This window comes from Cutibacterium sp. LaCa_255, assembly GCF_057458005.1.
Map to the genome: position 1 here is coordinate 1736444 of NZ_CP190956.1, position 16482 is coordinate 1752925.

The 16482-nt window shown below is 64.0% G+C and carries 13 protein-coding genes; 4 read left to right on the forward strand and 9 right to left on the reverse strand.

From position 1 onward, the window contains the following. Positions 1-4: 4 nt before the first annotated feature. From ACP8ML_RS07845 to ACP8ML_RS07855, 3 genes are read left to right on the forward strand one after another with little or no spacing between them, the layout of a single operon-like run. Positions 5-1084 carry a choice-of-anchor M domain-containing protein gene (locus ACP8ML_RS07845; RefSeq protein WP_117188549.1) on the forward strand — a complete coding sequence of 360 codons (1080 nt, stop codon included), beginning with the start codon at positions 5-7 and terminating at the stop codon, positions 1082-1084. Continuing rightward, the gene (locus tag ACP8ML_RS07850) at positions 1077-1850 is read left to right on the forward strand and encodes an anchored repeat-type ABC transporter ATP-binding subunit (protein WP_117188551.1); all 774 of its coding nucleotides are present in this window, start codon (positions 1077-1079) and stop codon (positions 1848-1850) included. Before ACP8ML_RS07845 ends, ACP8ML_RS07850 begins: the two co-directional genes overlap by 8 nt. A gap of 13 nt (positions 1851-1863) precedes the next feature. Beyond that, positions 1864-2721 carry an anchored repeat-type ABC transporter permease subunit gene (locus tag ACP8ML_RS07855; protein WP_015582435.1) on the forward strand — a complete coding sequence of 286 codons (858 nt, stop codon included), beginning with the start codon at positions 1864-1866 and terminating at the stop codon, positions 2719-2721. Between the two features lie 537 nt (positions 2722-3258). On the opposite strand, the gene ACP8ML_RS07860 is transcribed toward ACP8ML_RS07855, so the two are convergent. The 5 genes from ACP8ML_RS07860 to dxr form a co-directional block, all read right to left on the reverse strand. After that, positions 3259-4098, reverse strand: a complete 840-nt coding sequence (locus ACP8ML_RS07860) for a GNAT family N-acetyltransferase (protein ID WP_486702906.1) — start codon at positions 4096-4098, stop codon at positions 3259-3261. A 1-nt stretch (position 4099) separates the two neighbouring features. Then, positions 4100-5281, reverse strand: a complete 1182-nt coding sequence (gene ispG / locus ACP8ML_RS07865) for a flavodoxin-dependent (E)-4-hydroxy-3-methylbut-2-enyl-diphosphate synthase (protein ID WP_036975348.1) — start codon at positions 5279-5281, stop codon at positions 4100-4102. Positions 5282-5367: 86 nt separating this feature from the next. Further along, on the reverse strand, positions 5368-8016 hold the full coding sequence (locus tag ACP8ML_RS07870) for an ExeM/NucH family extracellular endonuclease (protein ID WP_117188703.1): 2649 nt from the start codon (positions 8014-8016) through the stop codon (positions 5368-5370). 156 nt (positions 8017-8172) lie between these two features. Continuing rightward, positions 8173-9450 carry a M50 family metallopeptidase gene (locus ACP8ML_RS07875; RefSeq protein ID WP_117188553.1) on the reverse strand — a complete coding sequence of 426 codons (1278 nt, stop codon included), beginning with the start codon at positions 9448-9450 and terminating at the stop codon, positions 8173-8175. After that, positions 9447-10670: a 1-deoxy-D-xylulose-5-phosphate reductoisomerase gene (dxr, locus tag ACP8ML_RS07880; RefSeq protein ID WP_117188555.1), complete on the reverse strand. Its 1224-nt coding sequence runs from the start codon at positions 10668-10670 to the stop codon at positions 9447-9449. Before dxr ends, ACP8ML_RS07875 begins: the two co-directional genes overlap by 4 nt. 98 nt (positions 10671-10768) lie before the next feature. On the opposite strand from dxr, the gene ACP8ML_RS07885 reads away from it, so the two are divergent. Next, positions 10769-12139: a serine hydrolase domain-containing protein gene (locus ACP8ML_RS07885; protein WP_016665744.1), complete on the forward strand. Its 1371-nt coding sequence runs from the start codon at positions 10769-10771 to the stop codon at positions 12137-12139. Positions 12140-12297: 158 nt separating this feature from the next. Here the strand turns inward: ACP8ML_RS07885 and gdhA are convergent, their stop codons facing one another. The 4 genes from gdhA to frr form a co-directional block, all read right to left on the reverse strand. Then, entirely contained in the window at positions 12298-13635 is a 1338-nt protein-coding gene (gene gdhA, locus ACP8ML_RS07890) for an NADP-specific glutamate dehydrogenase (RefSeq protein WP_486702907.1), read from the reverse strand. Between the two features lie 86 nt (positions 13636-13721). After that, positions 13722-14975 (reverse strand): dual-specificity RNA methyltransferase RlmN, encoded by a 1254-nt coding sequence (gene rlmN, locus ACP8ML_RS07895; RefSeq protein WP_051128978.1) that lies wholly within the window; start codon positions 14973-14975, stop codon positions 13722-13724. Positions 14976-15036: 61 nt separating this feature from the next. Further along, entirely contained in the window at positions 15037-15900 is an 864-nt protein-coding gene (locus tag ACP8ML_RS07900) for a phosphatidate cytidylyltransferase (protein WP_063279302.1), read from the reverse strand. A gap of 11 nt (positions 15901-15911) precedes the next feature. Beyond that, positions 15912-16466 (reverse strand): ribosome recycling factor, encoded by a 555-nt coding sequence (gene frr, locus ACP8ML_RS07905; RefSeq protein ID WP_016665748.1) that lies wholly within the window; start codon positions 16464-16466, stop codon positions 15912-15914. Positions 16467-16482 lie beyond the last annotated feature (16 nt).

Below are 16482 nucleotides of genomic sequence, written 5' to 3' on the forward strand. Positions count from 1 at the left end.
ATCCATGATTACGAAACACCGTCGGTTGGCATCCCTGTCTGCCATGTTCATCGCGCTCAGTACTGGTTTCGCACTCTCGCAGCCAGCCCATGCCTCCCCTACCCCGCCACCAGATCCTGCCCTCAAGCAGACGGTGACAGACAACGAGAAGGTGGCCAAGGAACCCGCCGAGATCAGGCGAGGACACGTCGATGTCGGCCCTCGCATCGTTGACGGCAAGTTCACCCTCATGGCCCGCGACGACACCGCCAACCCGCCGGTGTGGCGCAACACCGATGACGCCGTGCTACGCGTGGTCGATGCGTCCCGTATCGACGTGCCGAACGACGAGGCCTACTCCTTCCTCGGCGACATGCGTGGCAAGAAGGCATATGTCATTCCACAGACCCAGGACCAGAAGGTCGTGTGGCTCGGTTGGAACACCCAGGCCCCGGAGATCGTCAAGAACTTCCCTCGTGGCGCCGAACTCGTCTTCACCGGGCACGAGGGTCCAGGTCAGGCCCACATGTTCATCGAGAACGGTTTCGACGCCCCGACACCGCTGTATGACTCCACCAGGTCCGGAGAGCAGTTGGTGCACATGGAGACCAACACCCATGTGCACGCCAACTGGGTGTTCTCCGATCCGGGAGCGCAGACCATCTCCGTCGATGTCCGCGGCACCGACGCCAAGGGCGCCAAGCACTCCTACTCGACCAAGCTGAGGTTCGTCGTCGGTGACAAGGGTTCGGTCGACGAGGCTCGAACCATGGGTGCCTCTGCCTCGGCGTCCTCCCAGGCTTCCGCGGCATCGGATTCCTCGGCGTCCGGCATGGCCTCAACAAGCAGCTCCGCCGCTGCCTCGGCCTCTGCGAAGGCCTCCACGCCAACAGCTGCCACCAACTCCACTGATGATTCCGACCATGACACCCCGTGGGGAATGATCATCGCGATCATCGCCGGAGTCGTCATCATCGCCCTCATCATCGCTGCTCTGGTGGGACGCTCGAAGTCCAGGAAGATGCACGACGAGGTATGGAAGGACGAGGGCACCGACGCAACATCGGCCAAGACCTCCGACAGTGGAACGAGTTCGCATGAGTGACCTCGGATCCATCAAGATCACTGACATGGCCGTCAACCTGGGCGGCCTCCGCGTGCTCCACGACGTCAACCTGTCAGCCAGCAGGGGTGACCTGCTGGCACTCCTGGGCCCCAACGGCGCCGGCAAGACGACCATTCTGCGCAGCATGCTCGGCTTGGTGAAACCAGCCAAGGGCAGTGTTGAGGTCGCTGGGTCCGCTCCCGGCAAGGGATGGCGTCACATCGGTTACGTCCCCCAGCGTCACGAATTCGCCTGGGACTTCCCCATCAGCGTCGCCGACGTCGTCATGAGCGGACGAACCCGCCACATCGGGTGGCTACGTCGTCCTGGCAAGGATGACCACATCGCGGTGCGCGACGCCCTGCGGATCGCCGACATGGCGGACTTGGCAGATCGCACCGTGGGAGAACTCTCCGGCGGTCAGCGTCAGCGTGTTCTCATTGCCCGAGCCCTGGCCACACGTCCCTCCGTGCTGCTTCTGGACGAGCCGTTCACCGGGGTCGACATGCCGACTCAGGAGATGCTCACCGAGCTGTTCTGCCGCTTGGCGGCCGACGGCACCACACTGGTCATGACGACCCACGACCTCGCCCAGGCCATGGCCACCGCTGACCGGGTATGCCTCATCAACCGCACCGTCGTCGCCGACTCCACCCCGGAGGAACTGCGTGATCCGACGATGTGGATGAAGGCCTTCGGGGTCACCGCGAACTCCCCGCTGCTGACCATGGTCGGGGCTGCTGAACCCGTCCACACCCCTGTCTGACAAGGAACCATCAATGCTCACTCCATGGGAGTTCTTCACTGATCTCACCAATCCCCTGCTGGTCTTCCTGCCGAAGGCCTTGCTCGTTGCCGTGGTCTGCTCGATGGTTGCCGGCGTCATCGGTTCCCATGTCGTGCTGAGAGGCATGGCCTTCATCGGCGACGCGGTGGCCCACTCGGTCTTCCCCGGTTTAGCGGTGGCCTTCCTACTCCAGGGATCGCTGCTCGTCGGTGGTGCTGTGGCCGGTCTCGTCACTGCCGTCCTGGTGGCCATCGTCTCCCAAAACCGACGCCTCAAGGAGGACTCCGTCATCGGAATCCTCTTTGCGGGAGCCTTCGCGTTGGGAATCGTCATCATCTCCAGAGCTCCTGGGTACTCGGGTTCCCTGCAACAGTTCCTCTTCGGATCCATTACGGGTATCACTAACGACGACATCGTCGTCGTGTGCGTGGCCGGGGCCATCGTGCTGCTCCTGGAACGCGCCGTCCACAAGGAGCTGGTGACCGTCGGCCTTGACCGCGAGACTGCGCGAGCCTCCAACCTTCCGGTCTTCGCCCTCGACCTGCTGCTCTACGTGCTGGTGACGATGACCGTCGTCATCTCTGTGCAGGTCATCGGCAACGTCCTCGTTCTGGCCCTGTTGGTGACCCCGGCCGCCACCGCCCGCCTGTTCACCGATCGGTTGGGTCGAATGATGGTCCTGGCGCCGGTGATCGGCGGCCTCAGCGCCCTGGTAGGCCTGTACCTGTCGTGGTCGATCGACCTTCCGGCCGGCGGGACGATCGTCCTCGTCGCGACGGCGGTGTTTCTCCTGTGCTGGGTCCTCGCGCCGCGCGGGCTGCTCGGGGGGATGCGGCGCCGGGTCGCCTGAGGCAGTCCTGTTTCCTCCCTATCCCGCCCCCTGCCGTACACCGCTCACCACGTGGATGCCGATCACTCCACGGGCAGGGGGGGCACCTCCGATTGGTCTGTTGGAGCACCGTGGAGTTCCATGGAATCAGAGCCGACAGTCTCCGGAAAACACATCACTGTCGACAATTCAAGATCTGGGGCACCACTGGAACCGTGAGCGTGCATACCTATTGGAAGGATTCATTTCTCCTTCTCGGGCTCAACGGCACGCGTGACAGCGCGTCTCTGAGCGAAACGGAGGATCCATTGGTTCAGGTGAACAAAATTCCCGACAGCGGAAATCGCCCGGCTGAAGCACCCATGTACGTCCTTGGTAGGCGACCATGCGCCCCGGGTTACTCACCACCGATGGCATTGTCACACACCGATCTCCAGCGACAGTGTCGAAGGCCCCGCTGTTGAGAGCGTTCACTTGGTGTCTGCGACGCGGGGCAAGGTCACCGACATGAGCGCCGACCCTGTTCATCCGCCTTTATGCCCCGGTCGCAGCGGGCCGTCAGTAGAGCACGGTGGCCATTTCCCCCACCTGACGGAAACCGACGGTGTCGTACATCGCCAGGGCTCGGATGTTGAAGTCATTGACGTAGAGGGACACCGACTCGTAGCGTCGCTGACACAGGTGTGCTATGGCAGTCATGGCAGCATCCGCAAGGCCCTTGCCCCGCCACGCCGGATCCAGCCAGACTCCCTGAATCTGACAGTGCGACCGCCAGCTGACGCCGATGTCTGACTTCCATCGCACGGTTCCGTCGTCATCGACAATGACAAAGCAGTGTCCCTTCTGGACGAGAGCGCGCATGTGTCGCATGTACCCGCCGGAGCTTTCGATCGGGCTGACGCCGACCTCCTCGGTGTACATCGCCACCGCAGCCTGGAAATAGGCCTGGAAATGACCCATTGTCGCAGCCGTGACACGGGGATCTGGAGCGACGCGGGACGGTTCCTGCAGCTCCAACAACGGCTGGCTGGCACGGACCTCGCGGGGTCTCCCCCAGGCGCGCGGGTAGCGCTGCGACAGGATGCGTTGCAGAGCCATCACCGGACCGGAACGGCCCATCATGGACGAGGACGTCCGCCACGGACCAACTCTGGAGGACAGCTCCTCGATCGTTGACTCGTCCGAGGCCACCGGTACGACGTTGGCGCCCAGATGGAGTACCCCCTGCAATTCTCGGGAATGCACCACACCGACGACAGGGCACCCGAGTCTGCCGCGATCCAAGCCGTTGGCCTGGATGCGCGACAAGAGGAAGAGATTTCCCACCGGGTCCTGCTGCAGGAATTCAGTGACCTGACCAACGTCGGTGTCGTCGAGGACCCTGATCCTGGTGAACACGTCAGGAGACCGCGACTTCCGGTTCCCCGGTCTCGTTCATGGTCTCGGCCATCCGGTTCGCCTCGTCGACGAGGGTCTGGACGATCTCGCTCTCGGGGACGGTACGGATGACCTCGCCGTGCTTGAAGATCTTGCCCTTGCCATTGCCGGCAGCAACACCGAGATCGGCCTCACGACCCTCGCCCAGACCGTTGACGACACATCCCATGACGGCCACGCGCAGCGGGGCGTCAATTCCCTCGAGAGCGTCAGTGACGTCGTTGGCCAGGGACAGGACGTCGACCTGGCAGCGTCCGCAGGAGGGGCAGGAGACGATTTCCAGGCCGCGGGGGCGCAGGTTGAGGGACTCCAGGATCTTGATGCCGACCTTGACCTCCTCGACCGGGTCGGCCGACAGCGAGACGCGGATGGTGTCACCGATGCCCTCGGCGAGCAGGTGCCCGAAGGCGACCGCGGACTTGATGGTGCCCTGGAAGGCGGGTCCGGCCTCGGTGACGCCCAGGTGCAGCGGGTAGTCGCACTTCTCGGCGAGCTGTTCATAGGCGCGGATCATGACAACGGGGTCGTGGTGCTTGACCGAGATCTTGAAGTCACGGAACCCGTACTGCTCGAAGAGGCTCGCCTCCCACAATGCCGATTCCACCATGGCCTCGGCAGTCGGGGCGCCGTACTTGTCGAGCAGACGCTTGTCGAGGGAGCCAGCATTGACGCCGATGCGGATGCTGGTGCCGTGCTCGGTGGCAGACTTGCAGATCGCCTCGATCTGGTCGTCGAACTTGCGAATGTTGCCCGGGTTGACGCGCACCGCACCGCAGCCGGCCTCGATCGCTTGGAAGACGTACTTGGGCTGGAAGTGGATGTCGGCGATCACCGGGATCTGGGATTGCTTGGCGATGATCGGCAGCGCCTCGGCGTCCTTGTCGGTCGGGCAGGCGACGCGGACGATGTCGCAGCCGGCCGCGGTCAGGGCGGCGATCTGCTGCAGGGTGGCACCGATGTCATGAGTCTTGGTTGTCGTCATGGACTGCACCGAAATGGGTGCATCCCCACCGACCAGCACATCTCCCACCTTGATCTGGTGCGTCTTGCGACGCGGCGCCAGGGTCGGAACGGGAGGGGTGGGCATACCCAGGTTCACGGTCATTGACGTGTCACTCCTGAAATCGCGGATTGTCGTTTCTATTGTGTCACCTACGTACACCAGTGTGGTGACGCTGACAGCGAGCACCCGCCCTGTCGTGGTGACAGGGCGGGTGCTGCGAGGGTTTGTCAGACTCCGGTGTGAGGCAGACCGGGGCGGGGTCCCGGCACATACTCGCGGGCCGGAGCGACCGTCGTACTGGGGGCAGTGGCCGATGCTGGCGCGGTGACCGACGGAGTCGTCGTCGAGACAGTCGTCACCGGGGCAGTTGTCGGCGTCATCGACGGAGTCAGGGACGGGGTGGTGACCGACGGAGTCGTCGGGACAGTTGTCGGCGTCATCGATGGAGTCGGGGACGGAGCCTGCATCGAGAAGCCGACCAGTGCCGGGGAATGGTCCGAGGCGCCGAACTGGCTGGTGGTGTAGAAGTCAGTCACGTTGTAGTTACGACGCGAGTACTGCATGGCCACCGACTCGGAGCCATTGATGTCCCAGATACCGGCACCGGAGACCAGCTCATGGGCCTTGGCATTGGTGAAGATGTGGTCGAGCGAACCAACACGGCCGGAGTACTGGTAGCTGGCAGCACTCGGATCGTGTTCCTCGACGACCTCGCTGAATCCGGCGTCCTTGATGGCGCGAATCGGATCTTCCATGGCGTAGGCGTTGAAGTCACCGAGCATGAAGACCGGGTCATCCTTGAAGGTCGTGTTCACCCATCCTGTCAGAGCCTTGGCCTGGGAGACGCGGCTGGGGTTCGACTTGCCCTGGCCGGTGCCGTCGTCCTCACCCGAGCCCTTGGACTTGAAGTGGTTGACGACCGCCACGAAGGTTCGCCTGGAACCCTCCGGCTGGAAGCGCTGGGCCAGCGGCTGACGGGCATTGGCGAAGGCCGGGTCGGTCAAGATCTGCGAGGCGCCCACGGGGGAGACCCTGCCGATCTTGTAGATGAAGGCCGAGCGGATGACGTCTTCGTTCGGCGGAATGACGGTCGGACTGGGCACGTAGGCCCATACCTTCTCACCGGCGGCCTTGTTGAGGGCGGCAACAAGATTGGCCAGGGAGGCGTCGCGGGACTGTCCCGGATGCCAGGTGATCTGAGCGGAGTTCTCGACCTCCTCGAGGGAGACGACATCGGCCCCCAGACCGTTGATCGCGGTGACAATCTTGGCCTGCTGGTCGGCGAAGGCCTTCGGGGTGTAGGCGCCACGGACCAGGCAGTAGTTTGCCGAGACCGGGTTGCCGTCACGATCAACATAGGCCTTGCAGTTCGGCTCGTCCTGGCCCAGGTCGGTGAAGTAGCTCAGTACGTTGAAGCTGGCCAGCTTGACGTTGCCGCCGACGGCCGGCGGGGTGGTCGGGCGGTTGTTGCCGGCCTTGATCGGGGAGAGCTTGGAGTCCGCGCCGACGACCTGACCGGTGGGCTGGAAGTTCCAGCCGAACCGCTGGTCCATGATGACCGGCGAAGTGAAGTCGACGTGGGTGCCGGTGCGTATCGGGGTGTCCTGGGACAGGTACGGCAGGGGGGAGTTCTTGGCGTCGGCGTTCGTCATGAAGTTCCATGACGAACCGTCGTCAAGGTTGATGTACTTGGCCTTGTTGGCAGCCTCGACGGCCTCGGCGTCCTTGCCCGGAAGGGCAATCTCGGTGCCTTGGTAGAGGGGCTTGTCGCCATCGGCCAGGCCAATCTGACCGTACTGATTGAGGCCGTAATTGTTGGTGACGGTGTAGCCGCTGGTGGGCTTGACGAGCATGCCTTCGTAGGCTTCCCGGTCAGCGTCAGTGGCCGGCAGGGAGGTCAGCTCAGTGGCCTTGACAGGGGCGCAACCGGACTTGCGGTCGACTCGGGTGCTGCCACCGATCTCGGTGAGGTCGTCGTACTCCATGACGGTGCCCTTGACGGTCACGCAGTCGCCGACCTTGACGTTGGCGGCGGCCCACTTCGAGTACACGAAGACACCGTCAGAGGCGTCCGTGGCCTTCTTCGGGGTGCCACCGGATCCCGGGGTCTGGATGTAGATGCCGTTGAATCCGCCGGTCGGATAGGTAGCGGTGACGACGCCCACCGTGGTGACGGTCTTGTCGACCAGTGGGCTGGCCGGGCCATTGCCCTGGATCGTGGCAATCGGGGTCTCGGTCGGGTCCGGGACGGGAGTCGGGGTGGGCGTCGGCGCCGGGGTGGGTGCCGGGACCGAACCAGAATTCGTCGGGGTGGGACCGCCGACCTCGAAGTCCGCCGAGTTGTCGTCGGTATCGACGCCATGACGACGCTCGATCGAGGTGGTGTTCGACGGAGCGGGAGCCGCCTTCTTCTCGGCCACCGAGGCAGCACCGTAACCAACCAGGTCAACGGTGGCCCCAGATGCGTCAGTGATACGTACCGAACCCTTGGTAGCACTCATGAATGCCGAGCACTCGGCGTCGGGAGTCGGGAGGGCCTTGCTGCCGCCGTCTCCCCTGGCCTCCTGGACCAGGAAGTGGCCACCAGCCTTGACGACGCCGGCCAGGCTGCAGGTGTTGGCCACCTTGCCCTTGCCAGTGAGGTATTCCAGCTTCCACCCCTTGACGGAGACGTCCGTGGAGGTGGGGTTGAGCAATTCGACGAAGTCGTGGGTCCAAGTGGCACCGGAGTTACCGCCACCTCCATAGACCTCATTGATGACGACGTGGCTGGCTGCTGTCGGATCGGCATGGGCCGGCTGGACCGCGACGACAGCGGCGGCGCCGCACGACAGAGCAGAGAGGCCTGCCAGGACGCGTCTGGACATTGTGGTCATGAGAAATCCCATCTCGTGGCAGGGAACGTTCGCGCGCCACCTTGCCACGGTAGATACGACGGCAGGAACGGTTGTCACCGACAATTCACCGAATTTTCCCCCATCATTGCGTGACGACCCGGCATCTCACGGCTAATTCACAGGATTGCCGGAGAGTCAGAAGATCTTGACTGGGGAGACGACGTCAGCGACGACGAGGATAAGCCCCATGACAAGCATGAGGACGCCGATGACCCATGCCACGGGCAGCATCATCGCGGTATCGGCCGGGCCCGGATCAGGCTTGCCAGCAATCCGGAAGATCCGCCGTTTGCACGCCTCGTAGATGGCTCCGGCGATGTGTCCACCATCCATGGGTGGCAGGGGCACCACGTTGAACCAGAAGAGGAAGAGATTGAGGCCACCAAGCAAGCTCGACCCCGAGGCAACCTTGTCCCCGAAGGTCAGTTGCCCATTGCCTGCGATGTCTCCGGCAACTCGCGACGCTCCCACGATGCTCATCGGGCTGTTGACGTCACGAGTCTTGCCGGTGACCATGTCGGAGGCGACATTCCAGGTCAGCACGGGGAGTCTGGCCAGGGCCCTCAACGACTGCTGCGACATCACCCACATCTGGGAGACGGTGTCCCCCGGCCCGGAATGAACGATGACCATGGTCGGGCTGAATCCCAAATATCCCACCGTGACGCTGCGGCCAGGGTTGTTGATGTCTGGCATCTCATTGAGAATGGTCCGGGTCGGTTCCAGAGCCACCGGGTGACCGTCCCGCTCCACCTCCAGACGGACTTCCCCGTCCCCGTTGTCACGGATGAGTTCTTGCAACTGGGACCAGGACTCGACCTGTTCGCCGTTGAAGGAGACAATGCGGTCCCCCGGCTGCAGCCCGGCTCTCGCCGCCGGGGCCGGCGGGTCGTCCGACGAGCACTCCTGAGTCTTGGTCATCTGGACACACGGAGTCACCACGGCCACCGTGGTCGTCTCGGCGGGCCGACCGTAGATGCCGAACACTCCCCAGAACAACAGGAAGGCCAGCAGCAGATTGGTGAGGATTCCGCCACTCATGATGATGAGACGCTGCCAGACGGGTTTGTCGCTGAAGAGACGTCCGCGGTCCGCGTCAGTGATCTCCTCAGCCTCGGCTGCCCTAGCCTCGTCGGCCAGCTTCGTCAGCTTGTTGGCATGACGGTGATGCACCTCGGCCGGATACATCCCGACCAGGCGCACGTAGCCGCCGAGCGGTATCCACTTGAACCCGTACTCGGTCTCGCCGCGTTCGACCGACCACATCTTGGGCCCGAATCCGGCGAAGAACTCGGTGACCTTGACCCCGAAGATCTTGGCCGGGATGAAATGGCCACACTCGTGCAGCAGAACCGAAAGGATGATGAGGGCGAAGAAGAGGATCCCCGCCAGCACCTCGACCAGTACGGTCACTGGCCGCGTCCCCGTGCGCACAGCTCGGCGGCGCGGCGGCGGCCCCACGAGTCGGCCGCCAGCACGGCGTCGAGGCTGAGGGCTTCGTCACCGATGTGACGAGCGCCAGGCACACCATTGCCGTCACCGGACAGGTGCTCGTCGAGGACGGCGGCGATAGTGTCGGTAATGTCGAGGAATCCGATGCGGCCCTCGCAGAAGGCGTCGACACAGGACTCGTTGGCGGCATTGAAGACGGCCGGAGCGGTGCCGGACGCCTTACCCGAGCAACGCGCCAGTTCGACGGCCCCGAAGGTCTCGTTGTCCAGCGGCTCGAAAGTCCACTGGGTGGCGGTCGACCAGTCACAACCAGCCGCGGCGTCAGGGATGCGATCGGGCCACGACAGACCCAGGGCGATCGGCAGCCTCATGTCGGGCGGAGATGCCTGGGCGATGGTGGCGCCGTCCCAGAACTCCACCATGGAGTGGACGACGGACTGGGGATGGACGACGACGGTGATGTCGTCGAGGTCGACGTCATAGAGCAGGGCGGCCTCGAGCAGCTCCAAGCCCTTGTTGACCAAGGTCGAGGAGTTAATCGTGATGACGCGTCCCATGTTCCAGGTGGGGTGCTTCATGGCGTCGGAGGCGGTGACGTCAGCCAGGGATTCCCTGTCACGGCCGCGGAACGGACCGCCGGAGGCCGTCAGGACGAGACGGCGCACCTCATTGCGTCCACCTCCGCGCAGGCACTGGGCAAAGGCGGAGTGCTCCGAGTCGACCGCGACGATCTGTCCGGGAGCGGCCGCCTGAGTGACGAGCCTGCCACCGATGACCAGGGACTCCTTGTTGGCCAGGGCCAGGGTCGTCCCGGCAGCAAGGGTTGCCAGGGTCGGGCGCAGACCGGCAGCTCCGGTGATGGCATTGCAGACGACGTCAGCGGGCATCCCGGCCAGCTGTGTCGAAGCCTCCGGCCCCGCCAGGATCTGAGGATTGGGCACCGGGACATCGCGTGACCCGGCCTGGACAGCCAGTGCTCTCATAAGTTCCTCGGCTGCATCCTCCCGTGCGATCGCCACCACGGGAATGGCGAAGTCGAGTACCTGCTGGGCCAGCAGGCCAACGTCTGAACCACCTGCCGATATGCCGGCGACCTCGAACTGGTCACGGCGTGACGCAATGACCTCCAGGGTCTGCGTTCCGATCGATCCAGTGGAGCCGAGAATGATGACCTTCTTCACCCTGCCAGTCTGTCACGACCATTCCAGAGGGCCGATTCGAGGGAGAATCCGTTCAATCGTCGCCTCAAAACCCTGGCCAGCGGCCCTACAGTGGATTCATGATCGACAGTGTCCTCGACATCACCGCCGATGCCCTCGAAGAAGCCGGGGCCCACCCCCATCGACTCATCGTCCGTCAGCACGGGCAGGTCGTCGGGCGGCGTCGCTGGGCACCCTGGAGCCCCGACGTACCCGGCCTCGTCTATTCCTGCTCGAAGACCTTCACCTCTGCTGCCGTCGGCATCGCAGTGGACCGTGGCGCCTTCGGGTACGACGACACCCTGGCCGACCTGTTGCCCACCTCCTGCACCGGTGAGACCGGCCCGGTGGCCAGATCCATCAGGGTCCGTGACGTCCTGGCGATGGCGAGTGGCCACTCCCCCGAACAACTCACCGAGCCTCCCCTGAGCGTACTGCGAATTCCCAGCACCGAAACCGCTCAGCTGTGGTTGGCGACCGAACCTGCCGGACGTCCCGGGGCCGACTTCGCCTACAACAACCTCGGCACCTGGCTGCTCTCTCGGATCGTGCGTCAACACACCGGGGCGGATGTCGACGCCATCATCACCCGAGAGGTACTGGAACCGCTGGGCTGTGGGCCACACAGCTGGGCCGGCGACATGGATGGCATTCCGTTGGGGTTCAGTGGCCTGCACATCGACGCCGAGGACATGGGTCGGTTCGCCCAGCTCCTCCTCGACGACGGCATCCATGACGGCAAGCGTCTGCTCCCCCGGGAATGGATCGAGCAGCACCGCGTCAAGCATGTCGAATCCGATGGCCTCACCGGCCCCGAGTGGGGACTGGGTTATGGCTGGCAGACCTGGATCTCGAGCCACGGCTACCGTCTTGACGGCGCCTTCGGCCAGTTCGCCCTCGTCATCCCCGAGGTCGACGCCGTCGTCGTCATGACCAATGAGGTCGGCGAGGGCCCCGGGGACAAACAGGCGATTCTGCAGATCGTCTGGGATCATCTCGTTCCGGCACTGGTGGAGGGGATCGATCCCGAACCCGAGGAAGTTGTCCGCACCCTGCCCACGGTCTCCGGGAAGTTCGACCCGGCGCGCTCGGTGCAGGGAATCGTCGATGGTTCTCACATTGTCGTCTCCCCTCGCGGTGACGGTGACGGCTGGGCGATGTCCTGGCACTGCGCCCAACCCCAGTTCGGCATCTTCGACGCCGCTCTCGACCTCGTCGTCGGTCATGACGAATGGCTGACGTGTCACTGCCGTGTCGGTGAGGGTTCCATAGACATCGCGGCAAGCGGTGGTTGGCAGGGCGAGACCTTCATCGCGAAACTTGACGTCATCTCCAGTCCCCACGGCCTGACTGTGCGGATGTCGCCGGGTTCCACGACGATCCAGTGGGATTGTGTCCCCCTCGATCCCCGCGGTCTGTTTGGTTTGGTCCACCCGGAGCCGCATCGATGAGCCCGCCCCACATCGAGATCGAGAGGGTCGAGCAGCCGGAGTAGACGGCACCGGATCCGTCCGGACTCGGGAAGGGGCCGATCTGACCGAGTGTGCCGCCCTTGCTGACGTCCATGATCTCGCTACCACCGGCGGCGGACCAGGTGCGATGGATTCGCTCAGACGACACCCATCGCGATGACGGCGTCCGCCACCTTGGTGAATCCGGCGATGTTGGCACCCATGACGTAGTCGCCTGGGTGGCCATAGGCGTCAGCGGTCTCGATGCAGCGATCATGGATGTCAGCCATGATCTGCTGCAGGCGGGCCTCTGTGGCGTCGAAGTCCCAGGAGTCGCGCGCGGCATTTTGCTGCATCTCCAGGGCCGAGGTGGCCACGCCACCAGCGTTGGAGGCCTTGCCGGGAGCGAAGAGGACACCGGCATCATGGAAGGCGTGCACAGCCTCGGGGGTACATGGCATGTTGGCACCTTCGGCCACGGCAACCACACCATTCCGGATGAGCGTGGCGGCCGCCTGGCCATTGAGCTCGTTCTGGGTCGCGCAAGGCAGGGCGACGTCAGCCGTGGTGTCCCAGATCGAGCCGTCGGTGTGGAAGGTGGCCGAGTCGCGGCGAGCGGCGTACTCGCTGATGCGTGCCCGCTCGATCTCCTTGACCTGCTTGAGCAGGGCGACGTCGATCCCCTTCTCGTCTACGACGTACCCGTTGGAGTCCGAGCACGCGACGACCGTCGCACCGAGGTCCTGGGCCTTCTCGATGGCGTAAATGGCGACGTTGCCCGACCCGGAGACGGTGACTCGCAGGCCGTCCAAGGACCTTCCATTGGTCGCCAGCATGCGCTGGACGAAGAAGACCGCGCCGTAGCCGGTGGCCTCGGTGCGCACCAGGGAACCACCCCAGGTGAGTCCCTTTCCGGTGAGAACCCCGGACTCGTGACGGTTGGTGATCCGCTTGTACTGGCCGAAGAGGAAACCAATCTCACGGCCACCGACGCCGATGTCACCGGCAGGGACGTCGGTGTGCTCACCGAGATGACGGTAGAGCTCGGTCATGAACGACTGGCAAAACCTCATGACCTCACCTTCGGAGGCGTCGTGCGGATCGAAGTCCGAGCCGCCCTTGGCACCACCGATCGGCATGCCGGTCAGCGCATTCTTGAAGACCTGCTCGAAACCGAGGAACTTGATGGTTCCCAGGTACACCGAGGGGTGGAATCGCAGTCCGCCCTTGTACGGCCCCAGTACCGACGAGTACTCGACACGGAAACCACGGTTGATGCGCACCTTGCCCTTGTCATCGACCCACGGGACCCGGAAGATGATCTGACGCTCCGGTTCGCAGATACGCGACAGGACTGCTGCCTCGACGTACTGCGGGTTCTTCTCGAGCACCGGGCCGAGGGACTCGAAGATCTCCCGTACGGCCTGGTGGAACTTGGCCTCCCCCGAATTGCGCTTCAGCACCGCCTCGTAGGCGTCCTCGAGCTGGCTATCCATCCAGCGACCTCCTTCATGTGCAGACGTCCTTCGGTTGATTTTCGCACCACATCGCCCTGAGCCATCCCCCTGGCTCACCCAATGGACTAGTTGCCCAAACCTTCCGAGCGCCCCACAGCAGCCAACTGACCACATGCGCCATCAATTTCGGAGCCTCGGGTGTCGCGCACCGTGACCGGAATCTTCCAGCGCTCCAGGATCTCGACAAAGGCATCCTGATCCTCCGGGCGTGACGCCGTCCAGCGCGAACCCGGGGTCGGGTTGAGCGGGATGAGGTTGACGTGAGCCCAGGTCCAGTCACCACGACGACGAATCTGGCGAGCCAGCACGGCGGCCCGGTCAGCCTGGTCGTTGATGTCCTTCATGAGAGCGTACTCGATCGAGACCCGACGCTTGGTCTTCTCCGCGTACTGCCAGGCGGCATCGAGGAGCTCGTCGACCTTCCAACGACGGTTGACCGGGATGAGTTCATCACGCAACTCATCGTCGGGGGCATGCAGGGAGACGGCCAGGGTGACGGGGATCCCCTCCTCGGTCAGCGCCTTGATACGCGGCACGAGACCAACGGTAGAGACCGTCAGGGCCCGGGCACTCATGCCAACCCCGTCGGGCCCCCCAGCGGTCAAGGTGCGAATCGCAGTGAGCACCGAACGGTAATTGGCCATCGGCTCGCCCATGCCCATGAAAACGATGTTGTGAACTCGGCCACTGGCCCCGGGAACCTCTCCAGCCTCGATGAGACGGTTGGCTGCCAGCACCTGGCTCACGATCTCAGCGGTGGACATGTTGCGCTGGATACCGCCCTGCCCGGTCGCGCAGAACGGGCAGGCCATGCCGCAGCCGGCCTGGGAGGAGATGCACAAGGTGGTGCGAGCCGCAGAATGATGGGTGGCTGGGTAATGCATGAGAACCGACTCCACCAGCGCCCCGCCATGTAGCCGCCACAGAGTCTTCACGGTCATGCCACGGTCGCAGGACTGCCGGGAGACCTGGGTCAACAGGGTCGGGAACCATGCGTCGGCGACTTCCTGACGGGCTGACTTGGGCAGGTCAGTCCACTCGGTGGGGTCAACCTCCCAACGGTCAAAGACGTGGGTGGAAATCTGGCGTGCGCGGAAGGCCGGCAGACCGAGATCCTTGACTGCCTGCACCCTCTCCTCGACGCTCAGATCGATCCAGTGGCGGGGGGGCTTGGTGCGCTTCGGGGTACGCACCACAACCGGAATCTCCTTCTCGGCCAGCGGTGTGGTGGGCAGCACCAGTCCCGACGGAGACAGGCTCGGACGCTCAGGTTCAGGGTCGGTCACGACATTCCTCTCAGAATTGAGGTCAGCCACCATGGATCCGTTCACGGTGGCTGCGAGGTTCCCCGGCGCGATCAGATGACAGGCACAAGCTCGGTCACAGCACCAGGGACATGACGAGCCATGCGAAGGGTGCTGAGAACAGCACCGAGTCCAGCCGGTCCATCACTCCGCCGTGGCCGGGCAGAAAGTTCGACATGTCCTTGATACCGGCATCGCGCTTGATCATTGACTCGACGAGATCTCCCGCAGTCCCAGTGAACGCGAGAACCACGCCGAGGAGCAAACCGGCCCAGGCCGGGGCTGAGAGCAGGCCGCCCAGACAGGCCCATCCGACGAGGGCCGCCGTGATGACGGATCCGGCGAATCCCTCCCAGCTCTTCTTGGGGCTGATCATCGGAGCCATCTTGTGCTTGCCGAAAAGCACCCCGATGGCATAGCCGCCAGTGTCGGAGGCGACGACGCTGAGGATCCAGGTGGCGATGCGACGACTGCCTCCGTCGTCTCCCATCATGAGTGGGACGAAGCAGCCCAGCAGAGGCAGGTAGGCGATAGTGAACAGACTCGCCGCGACATCCTCGACGAATCCGTCGGAACCGCGCGGCAGACGCCATGCCATCGCCGCGACCGTCGTCGCCCCGAGGGTGGCAACGAGGAAGGTGTTGGGCAGGATGTGGAGGTCCATCGTCGAGGCCGCGTAGGCCCCGATGACCATCACCACGGTGCCGACACAGATCGGCACAACTGCAGAATCCATGCCCAGTCGAGCCATCGCTCGATGAAGCTCGATGGCTCCGGCCACCAGAGCAAGGGCCATCAGCAGGACGAACCCCCAGTGCCACCACCCGACGGTGCCGATGACGGCCCCGCACAGCACCACACCCGTGGTGATGGCAGCAGGAAGATCACGGCCGGCACGTGGGGTACGTGTGGCCGTGGCCTTCTGCTGCGAGTTGTCCATCCCGAATCCGATCAGATCTCGAGGAGCTCGCTCTCCTTGGACTTCAGGAGTTCGTCGATCTGTTCGACGTACTTGCGCGTGACCTGGTCGAGCTCCTTCTCCAGACGAGTCATCTCGTCCTCGGAGATCTCCTTGTCCTTCTCCTGCTTCTTGACGATGTCGTTGCTTGCGCGACGGACGTTGCGGACGGCGATACGGCCTTCCTCAGCCTTCCCCTTGGCCATCTTGATGTACTCCTTGCGGCGTTCCTCGGTGAGGGCCGGCAGGACACAACGCACGACGTTGCCGTCATTGGAGGGGTTAACGCCCAGATCCGAGTCGCGGACGGCCTTCTCGACCTCGTTGACGCAGCTCTTGTCGAACGGGGCGATGAGGACGGTGCGAGCCTCCGGAACCTGGAAGCTGGCGAGCTGCTGCAGGGGGGTGGGGGCGCCGTAGTAATCGACCATGATCTTGTTGAACATGGCGGGATTGGCACGTCCGGTTCGAATGGCCGCGAACTCCTCGCGGGCATGGTCGACCGCTGACCCCATCTTCTTCTCGGCGTCCTTGATGATGTCGCTCACTGTGTAGTCCTTCCTT